Origin of the sequence: Sorangium sp. So ce693, from assembly GCF_051521375.1 — a bacterium.
Taxonomy (GTDB): domain Bacteria; phylum Myxococcota_A; class Polyangia; order Polyangiales; family Polyangiaceae; genus Sorangium; species Sorangium atrum.
In genome coordinates this window covers 10,985,974-11,009,294 of the sequence record NZ_CP150347.1, presented here as the reverse complement: position 1 = coordinate 11,009,294, position 23,321 = coordinate 10,985,974, and the positions used below count along the sequence as shown (strand labels likewise).

Sequence of the window (23,321 nt, the reverse complement as noted above, 5' to 3'; positions counted from 1 at the left end):
CGCGCCGCGCTAAAATGCCGGCCATGGCGCCTCGAGAGCTCACCCACCCTCCGGAGACGGCGGCGGATCGCGCGGTCGGATCCCCGGAAAACGCCGGCGAGCGCGGCGGCGACGCGCTCCGCTCCACGAACGGCGGGGGCGGAGAGGGGCTCGGGCTCGACGAGGCAGGGCTCGCGGCGCTCCGGCGCGCGGTGGCCGCGTGGCGCGCGGGCCCGGTCGCCGAGGCGTCGGCGCGCTTCCCGCCGCGGAGCGAGCGGTTCACGACGTGGAGCGGCATCGACGTGCCCGACCTCGCGACCCCGGCCGACGCGCCGGTCGACCACGCGGCGGATCTCGGGCTGCCCGGGGAGTACCCGTTCACGCGGGGGGTCCAGCCGACGATGTACCGCGGCAGGCTCTGGACGATGCGGATGTTCGCGGGCTTCGGCACGCCGGAGCAGACGAACGCGCGGTTCAAATACCTGCTCGCAGAGGGCCAGACGGGCCTGTCGACCGCCTTCGATTTCCCGACCCTCATGGGCTACGACTCCGACTCTCCGCGGTCGCTCGGCGAGGTCGGGATGTGCGGTGTCGCGGTCGACACGCTCCGCGACATGGAGGTGCTCTTCGACGGTATCCCGCTCGACCAGGTGACGACGTCGATGACCATCAACGGCCCCGCCGCCGTGCTGCTCGCGTTCTATATCGCGCTCGCCGACAAGCGCGGGATCCCGCGGAGCCGCGTCGGCGGCACCGTGCAGAACGACTGCCTCAAGGAGTTCATCGCCCAGCACGCCTGGCTCGTCCCCCCGCGCCCGGCGATGCGCATCGTGACCGACATGATCGAGTTCTGCGCGCGCGAGGTGCCGCGGTGGAACTCGGTGTCGATCAGCGGATACCACATCCGGGAGGCGGGCTCGACAGCCGCGCAGGAGCTCGCGTTCACGCTCGCGGACGGGCTCGCCTACGTCGAGAGCTGCGTGGCCCGCGGCCTCGACGTGGACGCCTTCGCGCCGCGCCTGTCGTTCTTCTTCGACGTCCACAGCGACTTCTTCGAGGAGATCGCCAAGTTCCGCGCCGCGCGCCGCATGTGGGCGCGGTTCCTCAAGGTGCGGTACGGGGCGAAGAAGGCCGAGAGCATGAAGCTGCGGACGCACGCGCAGACAGCCGGCGTGTCGCTGACGGCGCAGCAGCCGTACAACAACGTGGTCCGCGTCTCGCTCCAGGCGCTCGCCGCCGTGCTCGGCGGCACCCAGTCGCTCCACACGAACTCGCTCGACGAGACGTACGCGCTCCCGACCGAGGAGAGCGTGACCATCGCCCTCCGGACCCAGCAGATCATCGCCCACGAGAGCGGGGTCGCGAACACCATCGATCCGCTCGGGGGCAGCTACTACGTGGAGTGGCTCACAGACCGCCTGGAGAAGGAGGCCCTCGCTTACATCCAGCGGATCGACGAAATGGGCGGGATGGTGGCCGCCATCGAGAAGGGGTATCCGCAGCGCGAGATCGCCGCCTCGGCCTACAGGTTTCAACGAGAGCTGGAATCGAACGAGCGGATCACGGTGGGCGTCAACCGCTACGCCGCGGCGGGCGAGAAGACGATCCCCCTCCTCCGCATCGACGAGCAGGTGCAGCGCGTTCAGTGCGAGAACCTGGCCCGGGTCAAGGCCCAGCGCGACCAGGACCGCGTGCGGCGCGCCCTGGCCGACGTGCGGAGCGCCGCGCGGGGCCGCGATAACCTGATGCCGCCCCTCATCGCGGCGGCCAGCGCCTACGCGACCGAGCAGGAGATCTGCGACGTGCTGCGCGACGTCCTGGGGACCTACAGCGATCCGGCCGAGTTCTGAGCGCGCGCGGGATCGCGCGGGATCGCTCGGGTAGGAGCGCACAGGAAGGAGCGCGCGCCGCTTGCTGCGGTGCGCCGCGGGCCCCGGCGTGCGCATCCGATCAGGTTGCGGGCGGCGTGGGGGGCCGGGGAACCCCTTGATTCGTCAGGTTGACACTTCTCTACGTCGGCCGGTAGAGTGCGCCGGCGTCAGGTTGCCGCAGTCGCGGCTCATCCGTGGCGCCGCCGTACGGTCTGCTGTTGTCGCTGCGCTGCGGCGCTGCGAGCTGTCGGTCGAGAAAGAGGATCGTCGTGGGCGACCGAGGTCGCCGCGTAGGGAGCAAGCTTATGAAGAGTCGATCCATGTCGCGCCGCATTTTTGCCCTTTCGGCGCTCGTCCTATCTGTCGGCGCCACGGCGGCCTGCGACAACAAGGGGCCCGAGTCCGGTGCCGCGGGGCCCGCTGGCTCGGCCGGGCCCGCTGCCGGGGCTGCGGGCGCGAAGGGCGACGCGAAGGGCGGCGCGAAGTTCGTCACCATCTCCAGGGAGCAGCAGGCGTCCTGGGTTCGTAACTTCAACCCCCTGCTCGGCGAGGGGGCCACGCGCTTCCCCACCGTCGCGGGCATCTACGAGCCCATGATCGTGTACAACACGATGAAGGGCGAGTACGTCCCGTGGCTCGCCACGAAGTACGAGTGGAGCGACTCGAACAAGAAGCTCACCTTCACGACCCGCTCCGAAGTCAAGTGGTCTGACGGACAACCCTTCTCGGCGAAGGACGTCGCGTTCACGTTCGGGCTCCTCAAGAAGTTCCCGGCGCTCGATCTCACGGGCGTGTGGAAGCTCATCGACTCGGTCGAGGCCAAGAGCGACACCTCGGTCGAGTTCGTCTTCAAGGAGGCGTTCGTCCCCGGCCTCACCTACATCGGCCATCAGCCGATCGTGCCGGAGCACAAGTGGAAGGACGTCGCCGACCCGGTCACGTTCACGAACGAGAACCCGGTCGCGACGGGGCCCTTCACCGAGGTGAAGACCTTCCAGAACCAGATCTACGAGCTCGGCAAGAACCCGAACTACTGGCAGAAGGGCAAGCCGGCGGTCGAGGGGCTCCGCTTCCCGGCGTACCCGGGCAACGACCAGGCGAACCTGGCGCTCATCAACGGCGAGGTCGACTGGGCCGGCAACTTCGTGCCCGACATCGACAAGACCTACGTCGCCAAGGACCCGGAGAACAACCACTACTGGTTCCCGCTCGTCGGCGGCACCGTGACGCTCTACCCGAACGCCACGAAGAAGCCGTTCGACGACATCAAGCTGCGCAAGGCCATCAGCATGGCCATCGACCGCGCCCAGATCGCGAAGGTCGCGGTCAACGGCTACACGGTCGGCGCGGACGGGACCGGACTCGACGACGCCTACGGGCGCTGGCGCAGCGACAAGGCTGCCGCGGCCGGCGACTGGACGACCTTCGACGTGGCCAAGGCGAACGCCCTCCTCGACGAGGCCGGCTACGCCAAGGGCGCCGACGGGATCCGCGCGAAGGACGGCAAGCCGCTGAAGTTCGACATCAACGTCGTGACCGGCTGGTCCGACTGGGTGCGCGCCGTCCAGATCACCGCGCAGAGCCTGAAGGCCGTGGGCATCGATGCCACGCTGAAGACCTACGACTTCAGCGCGTTCTTCGAGGCGCTCCAGAAGGGCACGTTCGACATGTCGATGGGCTGGACCAACACCGAGCCCACGCCGTTCAACTACTACCGCGATCTCATGGCCCCGGAGTTCGTGAAGCCCGTCAACGAGGTCTCGAACCGCAACTGGCACCGCTTCGCCGCCAAGGAGGCCGAGCCGCTGTTCAAGAAGTTCGCGGCCGCGACGGATCCGGCGGAGCAGAAGGCCATCGTCGACGACCTGCAGATGATCTACGCCCAGCAGGTGCCGGTCATCCCGCTGTTCAAGAACCCGTCCTGGGGCGAGTACAGCACGAAGCGCTTCGTCGGGTGGCCCAGCAAGGAGAACCCGTACGCGAAGCTGTCGCCGAACAACTCGCCGGACTACCTGCTCGTCCTGACCGAGATCAAGCCGAAGTGAAGGCCGCTGCGCTGCGCGCCGGGCTTCCGGCGCGCAGCGTGTGTGTCCCCGCCTAGCCTTTCTCTCTCTCTTCTCCCTCCGACTCAGCACAAACCTTGGCCGCCGGCGGCGCCGGTGCGAAGATCGCACTGCATGCTCCCCTCGGGCGTCCAGATTGCACGCTTCGCTGCGCTCCTCTCCGGAGTCTTCCTCCTCGCCGCTTGCGGCGGCAACCAGCACGCGGGCGCCGCGGCGTTCTGGGAGGGCAACGCCGTCGATCCCGCCGCGCCGGAGGATCAGGCGGGCGCGAAGAAGAAGGCGCCGCGCAGGGCTTTCGGCGAGCCCGACGATTTCGGTGGCGCCCCGTCCACGCCCGAGGAGCGGGCGCCCTCGTCGTGGGTGGGCGTGCGGCACGATCTCTCGCTCGCGCGCGCCGAGTCGCGCAAGGAGCGCTGCAGCTGCCTGGCCGTGGAGGTGGGGGAGGCGCGCGACCCCAGGTTCCAGTGGGCGGCCGGCGCGCCGGAGACCTCGGCAAATACGCTGGCCATCGCCCTGAGCGCGCGCGGGGTGCCCTGCCCGGGCGGCGCCGCCGACGAGGAGAGCCGGCGGCCCTCGATCTCGGCGGTCGATCAGGAAGGGAACGATATCGTCATCGAGGTCGAGGAGCTGCCCACCGGGCGGCCGCTCGCGACAGGCGCCGTGATCCCGAGGCCCGCTCCGGGCGGGGCGATCTACGTGAAGGGGAGAAGCGCGAAGATCCCGTATGCGCGCGCCGCGGGCGGCGCGCGCTGCAAGGTCTACTGAGAGCCTGCGCCGTCGGGACAGGCGCTGAGCTGGGCAGAGGGGCTCACTCGGGAGCGCCGGCGCAGATCCAGTCGTTGATCTTCTTGATGTTGGCCGCAGACAGGGCCTGGTTCGGGGGCGGGGGCATGCGCTTGCCTTCGGCGCAGAGGTTCTGGCCGTGCAGCAGGTTGATGATGTAGCTCTCGCTCGGCTTGCCCGGCACGACGAGCACCCTGCCGTCGCAGGTCGCGCTGTCGTGCTCGACGAGCCCGTCGTGGGCCGCGTTCGCGCGGAGATCGAGGCCGCCGGGCGCAGGGCCGTTGTTGCCGTGGCACCCCGCGCAGTTCGTCTGCAGGATCGGCCGCACATCAGCGAAGGTCGCGGTGTCCGCGCCGCACGCGGGATCGCCTGGGGTGGCGGAGCCGCCTTCGCCGGTGCCAGCGCCGCCGGTGCCGCCGCCCTGGCCGCCCGTGCCGACATCCGCGCCGCCGGCGCCGCCGCCCTGGCCGCCCGTGCCGACATCCGCGCCGCCGGCGCCGCCCTGGCCGTCGGTCCCGCCGGCGCCGCCGCCCTGGCCCGAGCTGCTGCTGCTGCTGCTGCTGCTCGAGGTGCTTGTCGAGGTGCTTGTGCTGTTGCCCGTCTCGCCACCGTCGTCAGAGCAGGCAGCCGCCGAGAACCCGATGGTCAGACAGAGGACCAGTTGAAGTGCAGTTTTCTGGGAAAGCATGTGAGGACCTCTTTGACGCTGTGTTCGCGCGGCGAGCGCCGCGCCGTCAACTCGCGGAGGACCCTAGATGGCATCGTTACCATCCACAACGCATTTCAGAAAATGAAAATGCTTATCGTTATCGCGAGCTCGCGACACTGCAATGCAATGATAGAGCTGTACAGGGAGTGGTTCGTCGCGTCTACGCGGAGAACGCCTTCGAGGAGAGCAGCTCTCCCGGATCGCGCTCGGCCATGTCCTCGAAGCGCGGGAGGTCGGCGAGGCGGCGCGTCGTCGTGGCGGAGGTCTCGGGGTCGCGCTGGAACGCGATCGCGCGGCTGAGGCCCTGCTTCGACACCCCCCGGAGCAGCGCGGGCGAGTGGGTCGTCGCCACGATCTGGCAGACGGAGGGCCGCGCCGCCCCCTCGAGGAGCTGCGCGAGCAGGCCGGCGCGCTCGGGGTGCATGCCGGCGTCCGGGTCCTCCACGAGGAGGAGCGAGCCCTCCGGCGCGGTGAGCACGCCGGCGATCTTGCCGAGCGCGCGCAGCGCGCCGTCCGGGAGGCTCGGCGCTGGGACGCGGGCGCCGCCCTTCTCGACGAGCACCATCATGACGTCGCCGAGGCCCGTCTCCGCGAACTCGATATCTTCGATCTCGGGCGCGAAGATCGAGCGCACCCAGCCGAGCACATCGGCCTTGTGCTCGGCCTCCTGGCAGAGCCAGCGGAGCACGGCGGAGAGGTTCTGCCCGCCGGCGCCGAGGTTCTCTATCTCGTGCGGCACGTAACCCCTCATCCGCGAAGGATCGATGTCGAGCGACAGCGTGCTCCGCATCGCGACCTGGAGCGCGTTGCAGAGCGCGATGACGTCCGAGAGGCTCACGTCGTCGCCGCGCCCGCGGTGGTGCTCTATCTGGCCGAGCAGGCTGCGCCGCGCGGGGTTGCGATCCATCGACGCGAGCCGCATCGAGCGGCCCTTCTTCGACGCCGCCTTCATCACTCCGCCCGAGGCGAACCCCTCCAGCCCCTTCAGCGCCGACGCCGGCGTGTCGAAGAGCGTGCCCCCGGCCGACCTCGCCTCGAGCGACTCGTGCTCCACGATCACGTCAGGCTCGACCTGACATGTGATCTTGTGTGTGAGCTCCTCCTTCCCGATCGCCCATTGGCTCTCGATGGTGAACGATTTGGCGCCCCTGTGCGTGGCCCCTTGCGTGCCGCCGCGCAGGCCCGGCCACACCTCGCGCTTGCCGTCGACGCGGCCGCGGAAGATGTCGCACAGGGGTAGATCCAGCCCGACGCCCTGCAGGAAACGCAGGGCGTCGAGGAAGTTGCTCTTCCCGGAGCCGTTGGCCCCGAGCAGCAGCGTGAAGGGGGCCAGCTCCACCGTTTGATCGGCGAAGCTCTTGAAGTTCCTGAGTCGGATGGATGTCAGCATGCCTGGCCGCTCGCAGCGATCATGTGACCAGGCAGTCGGCCGGATGTAAAGCGCCGGCCGACGGCTCAGCGAAAGTCGATGAGCTCGACGTCGAATACGAGCATGCCGGCGGGCGCGCCGGGGCGTGTGGGCTTGTCGCCGTAAGCGAGGTCGGCCGGTATCCAGAATCGCGCCTTCTCGCCTTTCACCATCAGCTGTAAGCCCTCGGTCCACCCCTTGATCACGCCACCCACCGGGAAGGTGGCCGGTTCGTCGCGGACGATCGAGCTGTCGAACATCTTCCCGTCGGTCGTCCAGCCCGTGTAGTGGACGGTGGCGCGGCTCGTCGGCTTCGGGTGCTCGGTGCCCGTGCCCTTCTGCAGGACCTGGTAGGCGAGCCCGGAGGCGGTCTTCGTGGCGGTCTTCGGCGCTGCCTTCACGTCCTTCGGCGCGGGCGGCGGCTTCGGCGCGGGGGCGAAGTCGAGCAGCTCGACGTCGAACACCAGCATTCCGGCCGGGGCGCCCGGGCGGGTCGGCTTGTCGCCATAGGCGAGGTCCCCAGGGATCCAGAGGCGGCGCTTCTCGCCCTTGCTCATGAGCTGGAGCGCTTCCGTCCACCCCTTGATCACGCCGCCCACCGGGAAGGTGGCCGGCTCGTTGCGGACGATGGAGCTGTCGAACATCTTCCCGTCCGTGGTCCACCCCGTGTAGTGGACCGTCACCTTGTCGTCCGGGCCGGGATGCGCCTTCTCCTTGCTCGGCGCCAGCACCTTGAACGCGAGGCCCGATGCGGTCTTCTGCGCGTCGGCGGGCGGCGCCGCGACGTCCGGCGGCGCAGGCAGGCCGGCGGGTTCTTCGGGCTGCTGCGGCGCGGCGGGGGGCTCAGGGGTGGGCGGCGGCGGCGGGGCCGGGTTGACCGAGACGCTCGCCGGCGCGTCGGCGGTCGCCTGTGAGGCGGGCTTCTGGTCGCACGCGGTGAGGGGGACGGCGAGCATCGCAACGAGGACGAGGGAAAAGCGCTTCATGCGCGGCTTCATAGCTCGTCTGCCGTCGAGGGCCGGTATTTTTGTGAGGTGCACGCCGCGGTTCCGACGGCTCTGGATCTGACAGGGGACGTCGGCGGCCGGCCGTCCGTCGGGCCTCCATTCCGCGGTTCGAGGGATCTCGACCTGACTGCGAGGACGGTCTAGCGTGCGCCCGCCATGGGGAGATCGATATATTTCTTCGGCGCAGGGCAGGCGGACGGGGACGCTCAGCAGAAGGATCTGCTCGGCGGAAAGGGCGCGGGGCTCGCGGAGATGACCCGCCTCGGCATCCCCGTGCCGCCGGGCTTCACGGTCACCACCGAGATCTGCAACGCCTATTACGCTTCAGGGAAGGCGCTCCCCGCCGGCGTCGAGGACGAGATCAAGGCGGCGATCGGCCGGCTGGAGTCGCTGCGCGGCGCGGGGTTCGGCAGCCCCGAGGCGCCGCTGCTCGTGTCGGTCCGCTCGGGCGCGCGCGCGTCCATGCCGGGAATGATGGATACCATCCTGAACCTCGGCCTGAACGACGAGATCGCGCGGGGGCTCGCGCGGGGAACGGGCAGCGAGCGATTCGCGCTCGACGCCTATCGGCGGTTCATCCTGGCGTATGCCGATATCGTGCTCGGCGTGCCCCGCGACCGCTTCGAGGAGGCGCTCGGCCGCGCGCGCAGGCAGGCCGCCGCGAAGCTCGGCGTCGACGCGACGCGCCTGAACTCGGCCGAGCTCGAGCGCAAGGTGCCCGACTCCCAGCTCGATCCGGAGTCGCTCGCGGCCTTGATCCAGCGGCAGAAGGATATCGTCCTCGGGGCGACGGGCCGCCCGTTCCCCGACGAGCCCTACGCGCAGCTCTGGGGGGCGATCGGCGCCGTATTCGATAGCTGGAAGAACCACCGGGCCCAGGTATACCGGAAGATGCACGATATCCCGGAGGCCTGGGGGACGGCTTGCACCGTCCAGGTGATGGTGTTCGGCAACCTGGGTGACGACTCCGGCACGGGGGTCGCGTTCACGCGCGATCCGTCGACCGGAGAGCGGCGCTTCTATGGCGAGTGGCTCCCCAACGCGCAGGGCGAGGACGTCGTCGCGGGGGTGCGCACGCCGCACCCGCTGTCGATGACTGGCGCTAGCGACGGCGGCGGCGGTGTAGGTGACGAGAGCTCGCTCGAGGCGCGGATGCCCGCGGCGTATGCGGCGCTCGTCGAGGTGCAGGGCAAGCTCGAGCAGCACTTCCGCGACGTGCAGGACCTGGAGTTCACGATCCAGCAGGGCGAGCTCTTCCTGCTCCAGTGCCGCACCGCCAAGCGCACGGGCCGCGCGGCCGTGCGCATCGCGGTCGAGATGGCCAAGGAGGGCCTGATCAGCCAGCGGGAGGCGATCCTGCGGGTGGATCCGGGCTCGATCGATCAGCTGCTGCACCCGAGCATCGACCCGAGCGCGCCGAAGGAGCTGCTCGCGCGCGGCCTGCCGGCGAGCCCCGGGGCGGCGACGGGGCAGGTGGTGTTCAGCGCGGACGAGGCGGAGCGGCGCGCCGGCCAGGGCAGGGCGGTCATCCTCGTGCGCTCCGAGACGTCGCCGGAGGACATCCACGGCATGAAGGCGGCGCGCGGCATCCTGACGGCCCGCGGCGGCATGACGAGCCACGCGGCCGTGGTGGCGCGGGGGATGGGCAAGAGCTGCGTCGCCGGCTGCTCGGCCATCAGCGTGAGCCAGGGCCGTATGGCCGTGACGATCTACGACGATCACGGGCGCGCGACCGGCACCATCACGGTGAAGGACGGCGACCTGATCACGCTCGACGGCGGCACCGGCACCGTTTACCTCGGGGCGGTGCCGACCATCCCGGCGGCGCTGAGCGGCGAGTTCGAGGAGCTCATGGCCTGGGCCGACGCGGTCCGGCGCCTCAGGGTGCGGTCGAACGCCGACACGCCGCACGATGCGAGGACGGCGCGCAACTTCGGCGCGGAGGGCATCGGGCTCTGCCGCACCGAGCACATGTTCTTCGACGAGGAGCGCATCCAGGCGGTGCGGGAGATGATCCTCGCGGACGGCGAGCTCGGGCGGCGGCGCGCGCTCGCGAAGCTGCTCCCGTTCCAGCGCAGCGATTTCGTGGGCGTCTTCCGGGAGATGGCCGGCCTGCCGGTGACGATCCGGCTGCTCGATCCGCCGCTGCACGAGTTCTTGCCGCAGGACGAGGCGCAGCTCCAGCAGCTCTCGAGGGCGACGGGCGTCTCCGCGGAGGATCTCCAGCGCAAGAGCGCGGAGCTCGCCGAGTACAACCCCATGCTCGGCCACCGCGGCTGCCGGCTGGCGATCACGTCGCCGGAGATCTACGAGATGCAGGCGCGCGCCATCCTCGAGGCGGCGTGCGAGGTCGCGGCGGCGGGCATCGAGGTGGAGCCGGAGATCATGATCCCGCTCAGCATGACCCGGCGCGAGCTCGCCCTCACGCGCGCGCTCGTCGAGGGGGTCGCGGAGAAGGTCTTCGCCGAGAAGGGGCGGCGGGTCGACGTCCGGTTCGGGACGATGATCGAGCTCCCGCGCGCCGCGCTCAGGGCCGGCGAGCTGGCCGAGGAGGCCGAGTTCTTCAGCTTCGGCACGAACGACCTCACGCAGACGAGCCTGGGCATCTCGCGCGACGACGCGGGCCGGTTCCTCGGCGCGTACGTCGAGGCCGGCATCTTCGCGAAGGATCCGTTCCAGTCGCTGGACGTGCCCGGCGTCGGAGAGCTCGTCGAGATCGGGCGGGATCGAGGGCGCGCGGCGCGGCCCGGGCTGAAGCTCGGTATCTGCGGCGAGCACGGCGGCGATCCGAGCTCGATTGCGTTCTTCGAGAGGGCGGGGCTCGACTACGTGTCTTGCTCCCCGTTCCGCGTCCCCATCGCCCGCCTCGCCGCGGCGCAGGCGGCGCTCGCCGCCGAGGCCGCGAGGGGTCCGCGCGCGACGGACTGACACCCGCCGTCCGGCGACATATGCCCGGAGAGGGCGTCGGGACATCCGTTCTCACGAGCGTGCTTTGATTACGCTCGTGCGAGCTTTGGTATCTCGCCAAGTCTGCTAAACCAGGAACCTCGCTGTTCATCGCCGGTGTCTCGCCGGGCGCGCCTGCCTGCCCGAGCCGCACCACCGCGCGCTGGCGAGACATGGAGGTTTCATGCGTCATCTCGGCGTCTCCTCTGCGCTCCTCGCATTTCTCGGGGCCGCGACATCGGGTGTGTTCGTCGCGGTCGGCTGCCATGCCTCGGGCCCGCGCCCCGAGCTCGGCGCGAGCGGCGGCGCGCCCGGGGGCGGCGGAGGCGGCGCGGGCGGCGGCGCGTCCGAGGGCGGCAGCGGCAGCGGTGATTTCGTTCCGGATGACGGCCTTGGCGGGGCTGCCCCCGGCGACGACGACGGCGGCGGGGGCGATGCTGCCGTGAACCCGTGCGGGACCCAGTGCGGCCCCGAGGAGCTCTGCGATCTCAACCACCTCGGCCTCGACGACGACTGCGACGGTCAGGTCGACGAGACGTGCTCCTGCGTCGCGGGGCAGGCGCACGCGTGCTTCATGGGCGATCCCTCGTACCGCGCGGCGGAGGGGTGTTTTCCTGGCACCGAGCTTTGCAACGAGGTGGGGGTCTGGGGGCCGTGCGTCGGCGGCAGCCACGCGACGGAGGCCTGCTTCAGCGAGAACCCCGCGGGGTGCCACGCGCTGAGGGTGCCTCCGTTCGCGAACGTGGATCTGAAGGAGGGGACAGGCACGTTCAGCGTGGACGCCGAGCCTGGCTCGGAGACCTGGAGCGTCGTTTGCCCCGCGGGCATCGATCCCTGTCCGGCGGTGTCCGGAGCGAGCCCGGCGGATGACTACAAGCCGCTCCAGTCGGGGGAGTACAAGGTCATCTACACGAAGCGCCTCGCGGACGGCGCGACCGACTCTTGCGAGTATGCCCTTTACGTCGGCGCGCCCGGCCTGCGGGTCGAGCTCGAGTGGGAGCACGACCTCGGCGGCCAAGGGGTGGATCTCGATCTGCACCTGCACAAGCCGGGCGACACGCAGCCGTGGGCGGTCTCCGGCTCGCCGAACGACTGCGGTTACAACAACTGCACCGTGGACACGCTGGGGTCGGATCCGGAGCTCCGGTGGTTCAGCGACGGCGCGTCGCCGCCGGAGCCGGTGAGCTGGTATGCGGACCCGGAGGCGGCCAAGAACACGTGTTATTTCGCCCCTCGCGGCGCCGGGCAGGCGTGGCGCGATCTCGATCAGGGTTGCTATAACCCGCGGCTCGACATCGACAACATCACGTGCGACCCCGACGTCACGAACCCGGACAGCGATGATTTTTGCGCGCCCGAGAACATCAACGTGGATTTTCCGCCGTTCGGCCAGTGGACGCGGATCGGCGTCCATTACTACTCGGCTCATGGCCGGAATTACGCGGTCCATCCGCGGATCAAGATCTTCTGCAATGGCTCCCTCGGGGCGGATCTCGGCCCGACCGGGTTCTACGACCCGGAGGCGCCCGTCACGTTCGCGCCGGCCGACGGGAGCACCCGGTACTGGCTGGTCGCCGACGTCGCGTTCGTCGATGGGGGGGAGTGCGGGGAGGACACCTGCGTGGTGAGGCCGCTCTACGAGGACGAGACGCTGAAGACGCCGCTGCTGACGACGCGGTCGTCCGTGGAGTCGAGCTTCGGTCCGGCGTACCCGCCGCCGCCCTGATCGCCGGTCTCCCCGGGGCCGCGGGGGCGCCTGCGGCCCCGCGCGCGGGCGCTTTACAGGCGCGGCGGGGCGGTGCACGCTAGCGGCATGGGCATCTTCGACCGGATGGGAAAGGTCATCTCGAGCAACGTCAACGCGCTCCTCGACAAGGCGGAAGATCCGAAAAAGTCGCTGGATCTCATCGTCGAGGAGATGAAGGACCAGGTCCGCGCGGCGCGGAAGGAGCTGGTCGACGCGGTGGCGGCCGAGAAGGTGCTGCGCAAGAAGGTCGACGAGCTCGACGCCGAGGCGGAGAAGTGGGAGAAGCGCGCCGAGCTCGCGCTGAAGGCGAACGACGAGAAGCTCGCCCGCGAGGCGCTCGTGCAGAAGAAGCGCGTGGTGGGCGAGCGCGACCGCGCCGAGGCGATGCGCGCGGAGCAGCGCTCGGCGGTGCTCTCGATGAAGACCGAGCTCGAGCGCATGGAGGCCAAGCAGGAGGAGTTCCAGGCGCGGAAGGGCACGCTGGCGGCGCAGATCCAGCAGCAGCGCGCCGGCGGCGGCGCCGAGGGGCTCGGGGCGCGGGGCGGCCAGAGCGCCTTCTCCGAGTTCCGGCGGATGGAGGAGCAGGTCGAGGGGCAGGTGGCGCAGGTCGCGGCGTCGCGCGAGATCGAGGAGGCGATCTCCGGCGGCGGGCTGTCGGCGGCCGAGCTGGAGGCGAAGTTCGCCCAGCTGGAGCACGGCCGCGGGGGCGCCGGCGGCGGCAGCGCGGACAAGCCGGGCGGGGCGGCGGTCGACGACGAGCTCGCCGCGCTGAAGAAGCGGATCCGGATCGGGTCCTGAGGGGCCGAGAACCGAGAAGAAGCGCGGCACGAGGCGGGGGAGCGGCGGCCGTCCTCGCCGGACGCGCTCCGCGGCGCCGGCGATGCATCGAGCGTCATTCTGCCTCGGCGAGCATCCTTCCTTCGACAGATGACGAAGGCTCCATCACGGAGCGGCGCGGGCGACATCCCGCAGATCGGCGCGACCGCCGGGGGGGTGTCGCGAGATTGTGGGTTCAGCCGTCTGGGCCGATATTTGGGGCGTCTTTGTAGCTCATGTTACGCTGTCGCGCGTCACAGAGAGCCGAGGTGCGAATGAAGTGGATATCGATCGTCTTTCTTGGGTGCTTGCTGGTTGCCTGCGGGGATGACGAGGTCAGCTTTGGTAGCGGCGGCGCGGGCGCGGGCGCGGGCGGTCATGCCGAAGGTGGCGGCGGCGCGGGCACCGGCGGCAAGGCGGAGGGCGGTGGCGGCGCAGGCACGGGCGGCAGCGCCGAAGGCGGTGGCGGCGCAGGCGCGGGCGGCAATGCCGAAGGCGGAGGTGGCGCAGGCGCGGGCGGCAGTGCCGAAGGCGGAGGTGGCGCAGGCACGGGCGGCAATGCGGAAGGCGGCGGCGGCGCGGGCACGGGCGGCAGCGCCGAAGGCGGCGGCGGCGCGGGCGGCAGCAGCCTCGATACGACGGAGCTCGCGATCGCGTCCGATGAAGCCGCCACGGCGGGCTGCGCGACGTTCGTGGACGGGGCCTGGGGCGTCGGGGAGACCGACTTCATCGACGGCGAGCCCACCAACGACGCGTGCGCCCTGGTGCCCGTGCTGGTCGAGGGAGATCCCTATTGGATCGCGTCGCGCGAGTTCGAGGGGGACATCGATATCGACATCCTGGAGCACTCCTTCTCGGATGCAACGGCGGCGATCGGCGAGGGGCGCCATTCGTTCGTCCTCCGCAACTTCACGTTCGATGCGATCTTCACCGGGACCCTCGATGTGGTGGACGTGACGGATGACGCCGTCACCCTCTCGATCCAATAGAGCCCGTCGCAGAGAAGAAGAAGCCGCGACGAGAAGGCGCCGGCGAGGAAGAGAGCGGCGAAGACCGCCCGTCCTGCGTCGGGAAACGCAACGACGATCTCTTCCCGCCGGAGGTCGCCGGGCACCTCACCGAGATGCCGAGATGGACGAGCGCATCGCCGCCGGTCACGAGCGAGCCTTCTTCGCGGAGGAGCTTCTGCTCGAGGACAAGCGGACGACGGCCGTGGCGAGCCACTTGATCCAGGCGACGCGGGCCGCGGCGCTGCTCGGCGCCGAGTCGGCGTTAACCAAGAACCTGGCCCAGTGTGCTCCCATGAGCGATCGCGCTCGCCCCGGCGTTCAGCGGCGAGCCCACCGGATGACCGGCTCCGGCTATGTACAGTGGCTCGCTGCGCTCTCGGTCGAGAGCGGCAGCTCGACGTAGAAGGTCGAGCCCAGGCCGACCTCGCTCGACACGCTAATTCGTCCGCCGTGCGCCTCGACGATGGTGCGCGTGATATAGAGGCCGAGCCCGATCCCCCCATAATTCCGCGACGAGACGCCGCGGCGAAATCGCTCGAAGAGCTGCGTCCGCACCTCGGCCGGGATCCCGATCCCGTGGTCCGTCACCGAAAGCCGTGCGACCCCACCTTCCGCGGTAATGGTGATCTCGATCGGCGCGCCTTCCCCGAACTTGATGGCATTGGTCAGGAGGTTGATCACAACCTGTTCCATGCGGTACCGGTCCCACCAACCGGTGACCGGCTGCTCTGCGCGCACAGCGAGCGTGCTGCCCGACTGCGCGAGCTGGTCGCCGAGGTGGGTGACGACCTCGGCGACCACCTCGCGCAGATCGACGGCCGCCCGGTTCAGCTCGAGCCTCTCCGCCTGGATCCGGGAGACGTCGAAGAGCATGTCGACGAGGTTGGCGAGGCGTTTGATCTGGCGGCCGGAGAGGGCGACCGCAGATCGCACGCGCTCGACGTCCATGCCCCGCGAGAGCTTTTGCCCCAGCGATTGAATAGAGAGCTGCAGGGTGGTGATCGGGGTGCGGAGCTCGTGCGAGGCGATGAGGAGGAACTCGTCCCGCAGGCGGATGGCCTCCTCCGCCGCCGCGCGCGCGCGCCGTTCGTCCAGCAGGAGCCGATCGCGTTGCTGTTCGGCTTGCACGCGCGCGGTGATGTCGCGGAAGCTCCAGACCCGCCCGGCCACGCGCCCTTCGAGGCGCTGGGGCTGCGTATAACACTCGAAGACCCACCCGTTCCGAAGCGGGAACGTATCGAAGACGCTCGCCTCGGGATCGGCATCGAGGTCACGGACGCTTTGCAGGAATAGCTCGGGCTCGCGGAGCTGGCCGCCGGCGAACGCGAGGAACACATCGGCCGATCCGCTGGCGAGGACATCGGTGGGAACGCGCCACATCTGCGCGACCCTGTGGTTATGGCGCACGATGCGCCTCGCGCCGTCGACGACCAGGATGCCGTCCTCCGTCGATTCGAGCGTAGCCTCGAGGAGCGAGTAGGAATGGCGCTGCACGTCCTCGGCGCGCTTGCGGGAGGTGATGTCGGTCGCGATCCCGCAAATGCCCTCAGGTTTTCCGTTGGGGCCGCGCAGCGGGAACCTGAGGGAAATGTACGTGCGTACGCCGTCGCTCTGGGGGGCCAGCTCGTCGAGCTCGATGGCCCGATTCTGCTGCAGGACGAGCGAATCGTTGGCGCGATACTCCTCGGCCTGCTCGCGTGGGAAGACGTCATGGTCGGTCTTGCCGATGACCCGCTCGCGGCGCATCTGGAAGAGCTCTTCGAACCCGCGGTTGACGAGCATGTAGCGACCCTCGATGTCCTTGGCGAAGATGACGGCGGTCGTGTTGTCGACGATGGCCTGAAGCAGATGCTGGCTCTCGCGGAGAGCGGCGTTCGATCTGGCCAGCTCGGCCGTGCGATCTCGCACCCGTTGTTCCAGCTCTTCATGGGCACGCTGCAACTCCGCGTTCTTTTCTTCGAGCTCCTTTTGCGCATCGCGCAGGCTCAGATGCGTCGTGACCCGCGCTATCACCTCTCCAATCTCGAATGGCTTGGCGATGTAATCGACGCCCCCCGCCTTGAACCCCTCGAGCTTGTCAGCCGCATCGGTAAGACAGGTCATGAAGAGCACCGAGATGTCTCGGGTATTTTCATCCGCTTTCAGGCGCCGGCACGTCTCGAAACCGTCGATGCCAGGCATCAACACGTCCAGCAGGATCAGGTCGGGTTGCATGAGGCGGGCCCGCTCCAAAGCCTCTTCACCGTCCTCAGCGATGAGTACCTCATGACCCACCGATTCCAGATTATCCACCAGCACGTTGAGATTGGCTGGCATGTCATCCACGATCAGGATAATGCGGGTGCGAGCACCGGACGCTGTGGCGCTGCTCATGGTCGCCGGTCGCCCCCGATGCGCCGCGGCTCCAGCCCCAGCCTCGCCCTCGGCTCCATCCCCTGCAGGTGCTCCTCGACCAGGCTGCGGATCGCCTTGGACTGGCAGCCCTGCGCCAGGCGATGCAGGCGGTCGGCGAAGGGGCGGTAGCGTTCGTCGAGGGTGGTCAGGTAGGCCGCCCGCTTTCGGATGTCGCGCATGTTGCCCTTCAGGGCCAGGGTATGCAGGACTTCCATCTCCTCTCGGGGCGGCGCCAGGAGCTCCGCGCCCTCCCCGTCCCCGGCTCGCTCCTCGGCCGGTCTGCCATAGACCCAGGTCAACCCGAGCTGGGCGCCGATGATCCGCAGCAGGCTCTCCCGGTCGATCGGCTTGGCGAGGAAGGCGTCGGCACCGGCGGCAATGCTCTCAGCCTGGTCTTCCTCGTTGGCGCTCGCGGAGACGACGATGAACGGCAGCCGCGCGAGCCCCCGAGCCTGGCGATTGCGACGAATGCACTGCATGGCTTCCAGCCCGTCGATCACCGGCATGATCAGATCCATCACCGCCAGATCCAGCGACGCCGCCATCCCCTGCTCGACGGCCTCCTGGCCATTGGCCGCCTCGCAGACCTCGAAGCCCAGGCCGCTCAGCAGGTCCAGAAGCACCGCCCGATTGCTCACCACGTCGTCGGCAACCAGCACCTTCCGGCGCGGCCCCTCGTAGCCGATGGCGTCCCGCTCGGAGGGCCGGAGGGGTGCTGCGATCTCGGCCACTGGCAGGGTCACGTCGAACCAGAAGCGGCTGCCTTCGCCGGGCCGGCTTTGCACGTGGATCTCGCTGCCCGTGAGGTGCACCAGCTGGCGGCTTATCATCAGCCCAAGGCCGGTCCCGGCGCGACGCCGCACATCCCCCACCCGTTCGAAGGGCTGGAAGAGCTTGGCCAGCTGCTCCGGCGTCATTCCGACCCCGGTATCCTCCACCTCGAAGCGCAGCCGCGCCGTGGCCCCGTCCTGGGCCAGCCCCTGCACCCCGAAGCGCACCCGCCCCCGGTCGGTGAATTTCACCGCATTGCCCAGCAGGTTGAGCAGCACCTGGCGCAAGCGCTTCTCGTCGGCCAGCACCGCCTGGGGCAGGTGGGGCGTGACCTCGAAGACGAAGTAAAGGCTCTTCTGCTCCGCCCTGACGCGGATGATGTCGGCGACGACCGTCAGGAAGGTCGAGAGATGGATCGGTTCGGGGTAGAGATCGAGCTTGCCCGCCTCGATCTTGGCCAGGTCCAGAAGGTCGTTGATGAGGGTCAAGAGGTGCTGACCGCTCTGCTGAATGGTATTCAGTCCCACCGCCTCGCGGCCTTCGAGCCCCCGGGAGCGCTTGAGGATCTGGGCATAGCCGAGGATGGCGTTGAGCGGCGTGCGCAGCTCGTGGCTCATGTTCCTCAGGAACTCGGTCTTCGCTCGGCTCTCGGCTTCGGCCGTCTTGCGGGCTTGGCGCTCCGCTTCAGCCTGCTTGCGCTCGGTGATGTCGGTGGAAATGCCGCAGACGGCATAAGGCTGCCCCGCCGCGTTGCACAGGGGGTACTTGAGAGAGATGTAGGTGTGCAGCGCATCGCTCTGGGGAACCTCTTCCTCGGCTTGCAGCGCCGCTCCGGTGGCCAGCACCTCGTGGTCGACGGCGCGGAAGGCATCGGCCCGCTCCTTGGGGAAGACATCGTAGTCGGTCCGGCCGACGATCGCTTGCTCACCGACGTGGAACAGCTCGGCGTAGCGCCGGTTGATCATCAGGTAACGACCCTCGAGATCCTTGAGGTAGATGACCGCTGTCGAGTTGTCGACGATCGACTGCAGCAGCTCTTTGCTGTCCCGCACGGCCTGCTCCGCTCGCCGACGTTCGCTGTTCTCCTGGAGCAGGTCGGCGTAGAGCGTGGCATTGGCGATCGAGATGGCGGCCTGGGCCGCGAGCAGCTCCAGCACTGAAAGCCGGTCCGGGGTGAACGCGCCGGCGACGAGGTCGTTTTCCAGGTAGAGCAACCCCACGAGCTCCGCCTGCCGCAGGATGGGCAGGCAGAGGGCGGATTTGGGGTACCGATAGAGGTCGTCGCTGGCGATGATGGGATTCCGTGCCGTCCCGTCGTCCAGGATCACCTTCTCTCGGCTTCGCCGGACGTAGTTGAGCAGGGACGCCGGCAGGTCCGAAGGGGAGGCGTCGGGCTCGTGGGGAATACGCACCTCGATCTGGGACCCCTCCGCCCTTGCCTCGGCAGCCAAGAACAGGGTCTCGGCGCGGGCGAGGAGCAAGCAGCCCCGCCTCGCCCCGGCGTTCTTGACCAGGATGCGCATGAGCGCGTCGAGCAGGCGGTCGAGGACGATCTCGCCCGAGATGGCCTGGGAGGCATTGAGCACCGAGCCTAGGTCGAGCGCGGTGGTGGCGGGCGCGTCGGCCTCCGGGCACGTCGCGCCGCGGAGGATCTCGCACGGGACGAGGTCGGGGTACGAGCGCTCGAGGCGCCGCATCGCCTCGGTCGCGCCCCATCGGCCGTAGGCCCTGTGCGCCTCGGTCAGGTAGGTGCGGGCGATGGTGATCTTGCCGAGCGCGCGGAAGGAAAGGCCGGCGAGCTCGTTGGCGAGCGCCTCGTCGTGGACGTAGCCGCCGCGGTGCGCGAGGGCGATCGCCTCGTCGTAGCGCTCCCACGCCGCGCGCGCGTCGCCGCGGATGCGCTCGAGCTCGGCGCCGAGCAGGGCGCTGCGGTGCGCCATGTTCTCCGGGCAGAGGTCCGCCCAGCGCGAGAGTTTTTCAGCAAAGAGCTCCGCGCGGGCGAGGAAGAGCGCGCGCTCGTCCGGGGAGACCACGTCCGCCGCCCGCGTGAGCGCGACGCCGGCGTAGAAATGGCACGCGGGGATGCCGAGCCAGCCCGCCACGCTCTGGATCTCGAAGTCCATCGAGAGCGCGATGCGCGCCGCTTCCTCGAACGCGCCCTGGAAGACGCCGAGGATCACGATGTACATCTGGGCGGAGGGAGGCGAGACCACGTTGCCCATCCGGCGGGCCTTCTCGATCACCTCGTCGATGTCGATCCACGCGCCCTTGAGCTTGGCCGGGTGCGCGGTCTCGACCGAGAGCTGGTGCGCGATCTGTACGACCGCATCGACCATCCAGGAGATGGCGTTGCCCCTGTCGAGGTTGCATATCGGCTTGTAGCTCTGCGCCTCGGCGAGGAGGTCGGAGAGCGGGAGGCCGCGCAGGAGGCTGTTCAGCACGGCGTTGACCGCGGTGTAGAACGCCCAGATGTACTGGCCCGTCTCGAGCCCGGCGTGCATCCCCGCGAGCAGCGACTTCTGGCAGGCGGGGTAACCCTCCCTCCAGTGCTGCACGTAGGAGCCCCACATGTTGCGGAGTATCGCTTCGGACTTCTTGTCCGGGTAGCGCTCCGAAAGGTCGATGGCGGCGCGGCCGAAGCGGTAGCCGAGCTCGATGTCGCCGCGGCCGCAGAGGAACGTTGCGAAGTTGATGCAGCCGAAGATCGCGTGCTTCGATAGCCCGTGGCGCAGCGTGTTCTCGACGAGCTTCGCGACCGTGATGCCGCGGTTGTTGGGGCTCAAGAACCCGCAGGGGAGGAAGAGCGCCTCGAGCACATCCTGCATGGCGCGGATCTCCGGGTCCGCGAGCGGCGGCATGTCTGGCAGCGCCTCGAGCGTCTTTTCCCGGACGAGATCCACCGTCGCCCGGATCTGGGCGTCGACCATGGCTTCGTCGGGGAACAGGGGCAGGTCGAGCCCGAACGGGCGCAGGGCCGCGAGTCCCTCCGCGAGCGCAGCGGGCAGATCATTCTTGAGCACCTGCACGTTCATCTTGAGCCGCAGCACCTCGGTGCGATCGAGCCGGCTCGTGGCGCGCTCCAGGCAGTCGGAGAGGACCGCGAGGGCATCGTCGTGCTGGCCCGAGAGCGAGAGCATGAGGCCCGTCTTCATCCCGTACTCGAGGCGAAGCGGGTACTGCGACGTCCAGGCGTCCTCCGGAAGGCGCAGGAGGCCGAGCTTCAGGTAGCGCAGGGCCGCGCCGAAGGCGGACGCGTCCTCGGCGCGGCAGGCGGCCTCGAGGCTCATGCGGGCGAGGGAAAGCCGCTCCGCGGGGTCCGACACGAGGTCGCCGGCGCTGTTCAGGTGGCTGACGACGTCGAAGAGGCTCTGGCTCTCGGAGAGGTCCAGCTTGCCCGCGAGCAGCCGGCCGATCCGGAGGTGGAAGGCCGGCCGGTCCGCCTCCGGGATCATGGCGTAGGCGCCCTCCTGGACCTTGTCATGAGCGAAGCGGTAGCCCTCGCGCCCGGCGAGCACGAGCCCCTCGCCGACGGCGGGATCGAGGCGGCCGTACACCTCTTCCGGCGAGCACTCGCTCACCGTGGCGAGCACGTCGAGCTCGAACCGGCTGCCGATCGCCGCGGCGAGCTTGAGCGCCTCCACCGCCTCCGACGGCAGGCGCGCTATGGTGCGCACCATGAGGTCGACGACGTTGTCCGTGTACGCGAGCGCGTCGATCCTGGCGAGGTCCCAACGCCAGCCTGACCCGGCAGCGAACGTGAGCACGCCGTGGTCGTGCAGCGACCGGACGAACTGCTTGACGAAGAACGGGTTGCCGCCGGTCTTCTTCTGCACCGCATCGACGAGCGGCCCGCAGTCGTCGCGCTTGAGGCTGTCCGAGAGCATCTGGAGCAGGTGCGGGCGCGCGAGCGGGGCGAGGACGATGTCGCGCACGACGAGCCCGGCGAGCTTGAGCTCCTCGATGGCCCGGATGAACGGGTGCCCGGGCGACACCTCGTTGTCGCGGTAGGCGCCGCAGAAGAAGAGCGCCTCGAACGAGTCGTCGGCGAGGAGAGAGCGGAGCAGCCCGAGGCTCGCGGGGTCGATCCACTGGAGATCGTCGAGGAACAGGACGAGCGGGTGCGCGCCGCGTGCGAACACCGAGACGAACAGCAAAAAGCACCGGTTCAGGCGGTTCTGCGCCTCGAGCGGGCCGAGCGCCGGCACGGGCGGCTGCGCGCTGAGCACATGGAAGAGCGAGGGGATGACGTCGCAGACGACCTGCGCGTTCGGCCCGAGCGCCTCGAGGATCGCGCTGCGCCAGCGCTGGATGCGCGCCTCGCTCTCGGTGAGGATCTGCCGCACGAGGCCGTCGAACGCCTGGATCACCGCGCTGTAGGGCGCGTCGCGGTTGTACTGGTCGTACTTGCCGCTCGTGAAATAGCCCTTCTGCCGCGCGAGCGGACTCAAGATCTCCTGCACGAGCGAGGTCTTGCCGATGCCCGAGTAGCCGGAGACGAGGACGCTCTCGCGGCTGCCCTCGAGCGCGCGCTCGAACGCGGCGGTCAGCGCCTCGATGTCCTGCTCGCGGCCATAGAGCTTCTGGTGGATCCGGAACAGGTCGTGGCGGTCGTGCTGGCCCGCGACGAAGGGCTCGATCGTCCCCGCGGCGCGCAGGGCCTCGCGACAGCGGTCGAGGTCGGCGAGCAGGCCCTCGGCGCTCTGGTAACGGTCCTCGGCGTTCTTCGCGAGCAGCTTGAGCACGACGCCGGAGACGGCCTCGGGGATCGTCGGGTCGAGGCGGGACGGCGGCGCGGGGGCGAGGGCGAGGTGCGCGTGGATGAGCTCCATCGGATCCAGGGCCTCGAAGGGGCGCTGGCCCGTGAGCACCTGGTAAAGGATGACGCCGAGCGCGTAGAGGTCTGTCCGGTAGTCGACGCCGCGGTTCATGCGGCCTGTCTGCTCGGGGGAGACATAGGGCAGCACGTCGGCGATCACCGCCGGCGCGTAGAGCCGTTCGTGCGCGCGGGTGATCTCGGCGTCGACGCCGAAGCTGGTGATCTTGACCGCGCCGCACGCGCCGACGAGCACGTTGTGCGGGCGCAGATCGCGGTGGATGAGCCCCGCCGTGTGCACCGCGGCGAGGCCTTCGGCGAGCGCGGCCGTGAGATCGAGCGCCTCGCTGACCGGCATTGTGCGCGACGGGCGCGCGGCGAGGATCCGCGCGAGATCGCGGCCCGGGAAGTCCTCGAGAACGACGATCAGGGCGCCGGTGAGCTCCTCGACGCCGCGCAGCGCGACGAGGCGGGGTGAGGCGAGCTGCGCGATGCGCTCGCACTGGTGCTTGAAGCGCGCGACCTCGGCGCGAGTCGCTCTCTCCGCGCGCAGGACTTTCAGCAAGACGGGGAGACCGTCGCCCTCGCGGCACGCGCGGATTAGGCTGAAATCGGCGTTCTCCTCGATCTTCTCGACGAGCGCATAGCCTGTCCCGATGATCATCGACTCCCCTGCTCGCTCGCCAGTGAAAGGCGGCTCACGCGACCAAGTATCAAGTATATGGACGAGGGGAGACTTGGTACAGGGATTGGGCCGCACCACCGGGGCTTGGCGCTGCCCACGCCCCCCGCCCGCTCGCGCGCCGCGACCGGAGCTTTCACCGAGCTCAAGCTCTCACTTGGTTCCCTGGTGGACTGTTCGATAAGCTTTTAATATCATCACGAGGCATTCCGCTCAACCCAGCGGTGCATCCTCTCCCGCGTCCAGGACCATCTGAACGGGTGAGCGTAGAGCTGGTCGTACTCCCGCCAACTCGCGTCCAGGTGGTTACACCGCCTTGCAT

At 69.4% G+C, this 23,321-nt stretch carries 13 protein-coding genes; 8 read left to right on the top strand and 5 right to left on the bottom strand.

Annotated features, from left to right (window positions below; genetic code table 11):
- Window positions 1-23: 23 nt before the first annotated feature.
- The 3 genes from WMF14_RS41020 (at window position 24) to WMF14_RS41010 (ending at window position 4,678) form a co-directional block, all read left to right on the top strand.
- Window positions 24-1,829: an acyl-CoA mutase large subunit family protein gene (locus WMF14_RS41020; protein WP_437795584.1), complete on the top strand. Its 1,806-nt coding sequence runs from the start codon at window positions 24-26 to the stop codon at window positions 1,827-1,829.
- Window positions 1,830-2,155: 326 nt separating this feature from the next.
- Window positions 2,156-3,895 carry an ABC transporter substrate-binding protein gene (locus WMF14_RS41015; RefSeq protein ID WP_437795581.1) on the top strand — a complete coding sequence of 580 codons (1,740 nt, stop codon included), beginning with the start codon at window positions 2,156-2,158 and terminating at the stop codon, window positions 3,893-3,895.
- Window positions 3,896-4,027: 132 nt separating this feature from the next.
- Complete coding sequence (locus tag WMF14_RS41010) at window positions 4,028-4,678, top strand: hypothetical protein (protein ID WP_272102496.1); 651 nt, start codon at window positions 4,028-4,030, stop codon at window positions 4,676-4,678.
- Between the two features lie 43 nt (window positions 4,679-4,721).
- Here WMF14_RS41010 and WMF14_RS41005 read toward each other — a convergent pair whose 3' ends face one another.
- The 3 genes from WMF14_RS41005 to WMF14_RS40995 all read right to left on the bottom strand — a co-directional run bounded on the left by WMF14_RS41005 (window position 4,722) and on the right by WMF14_RS40995 (window position 7,799).
- On the bottom strand, window positions 4,722-5,384 hold the full coding sequence (locus WMF14_RS41005; RefSeq protein WP_437795577.1) for a PE-PGRS family protein: 663 nt from the start codon (window positions 5,382-5,384) through the stop codon (window positions 4,722-4,724).
- A 181-nt stretch (window positions 5,385-5,565) separates the two neighbouring features.
- Window positions 5,566-6,795, bottom strand: a complete 1,230-nt coding sequence (locus WMF14_RS41000) for an AAA family ATPase (RefSeq protein WP_437795574.1) — start codon at window positions 6,793-6,795, stop codon at window positions 5,566-5,568.
- A gap of 65 nt (window positions 6,796-6,860) precedes the next feature.
- Complete coding sequence (locus WMF14_RS40995) at window positions 6,861-7,799, bottom strand: FKBP-type peptidyl-prolyl cis-trans isomerase (protein ID WP_437795571.1); 939 nt, start codon at window positions 7,797-7,799, stop codon at window positions 6,861-6,863.
- 177 nt (window positions 7,800-7,976) lie between these two features.
- On the opposite strand from WMF14_RS40995, the gene ppdK reads away from it, so the two are divergent.
- From ppdK to WMF14_RS40970, 5 genes are all read left to right on the top strand, one after another.
- A complete protein-coding gene (ppdK, locus tag WMF14_RS40990) occupies window positions 7,977-10,748 on the top strand; it encodes a pyruvate, phosphate dikinase (protein WP_437795568.1) in 2,772 nt (923 codons plus the stop codon).
- Between the two features lie 202 nt (window positions 10,749-10,950).
- A complete protein-coding gene (locus WMF14_RS40985) occupies window positions 10,951-12,492 on the top strand; it encodes a hypothetical protein (protein ID WP_437795565.1) in 1,542 nt (513 codons plus the stop codon).
- A gap of 87 nt (window positions 12,493-12,579) precedes the next feature.
- Window positions 12,580-13,311, top strand: coding sequence for a PspA/IM30 family protein (locus tag WMF14_RS40980; protein WP_272102502.1), 732 nt, complete (start codon window positions 12,580-12,582; stop codon window positions 13,309-13,311).
- A gap of 293 nt (window positions 13,312-13,604) precedes the next feature.
- Window positions 13,605-14,318: a hypothetical protein gene (locus WMF14_RS40975; RefSeq protein WP_437795562.1), complete on the top strand. Its 714-nt coding sequence runs from the start codon at window positions 13,605-13,607 to the stop codon at window positions 14,316-14,318.
- A gap of 142 nt (window positions 14,319-14,460) precedes the next feature.
- Window positions 14,461-14,742 (top strand): hypothetical protein, encoded by a 282-nt coding sequence (locus tag WMF14_RS40970; RefSeq protein ID WP_437795559.1) that lies wholly within the window; start codon window positions 14,461-14,463, stop codon window positions 14,740-14,742.
- On the opposite strand, the gene WMF14_RS40965 is transcribed toward WMF14_RS40970, so the two are convergent.
- Window positions 14,691-16,712, bottom strand: a complete 2,022-nt coding sequence (locus tag WMF14_RS40965) for an ATP-binding protein (RefSeq protein ID WP_437795556.1) — start codon at window positions 16,710-16,712, stop codon at window positions 14,691-14,693. The two genes, WMF14_RS40970 and WMF14_RS40965, sit on opposite strands and share 52 nt — an antisense overlap.
- Window positions 16,709-23,080: an AAA family ATPase gene (locus WMF14_RS40960; protein ID WP_437795554.1), complete on the bottom strand. Its 6,372-nt coding sequence runs from the start codon at window positions 23,078-23,080 to the stop codon at window positions 16,709-16,711. Before WMF14_RS40960 ends, WMF14_RS40965 begins: the two co-directional genes overlap by 4 nt.
- Window positions 23,081-23,321: the final 241 nt, after the last annotated feature.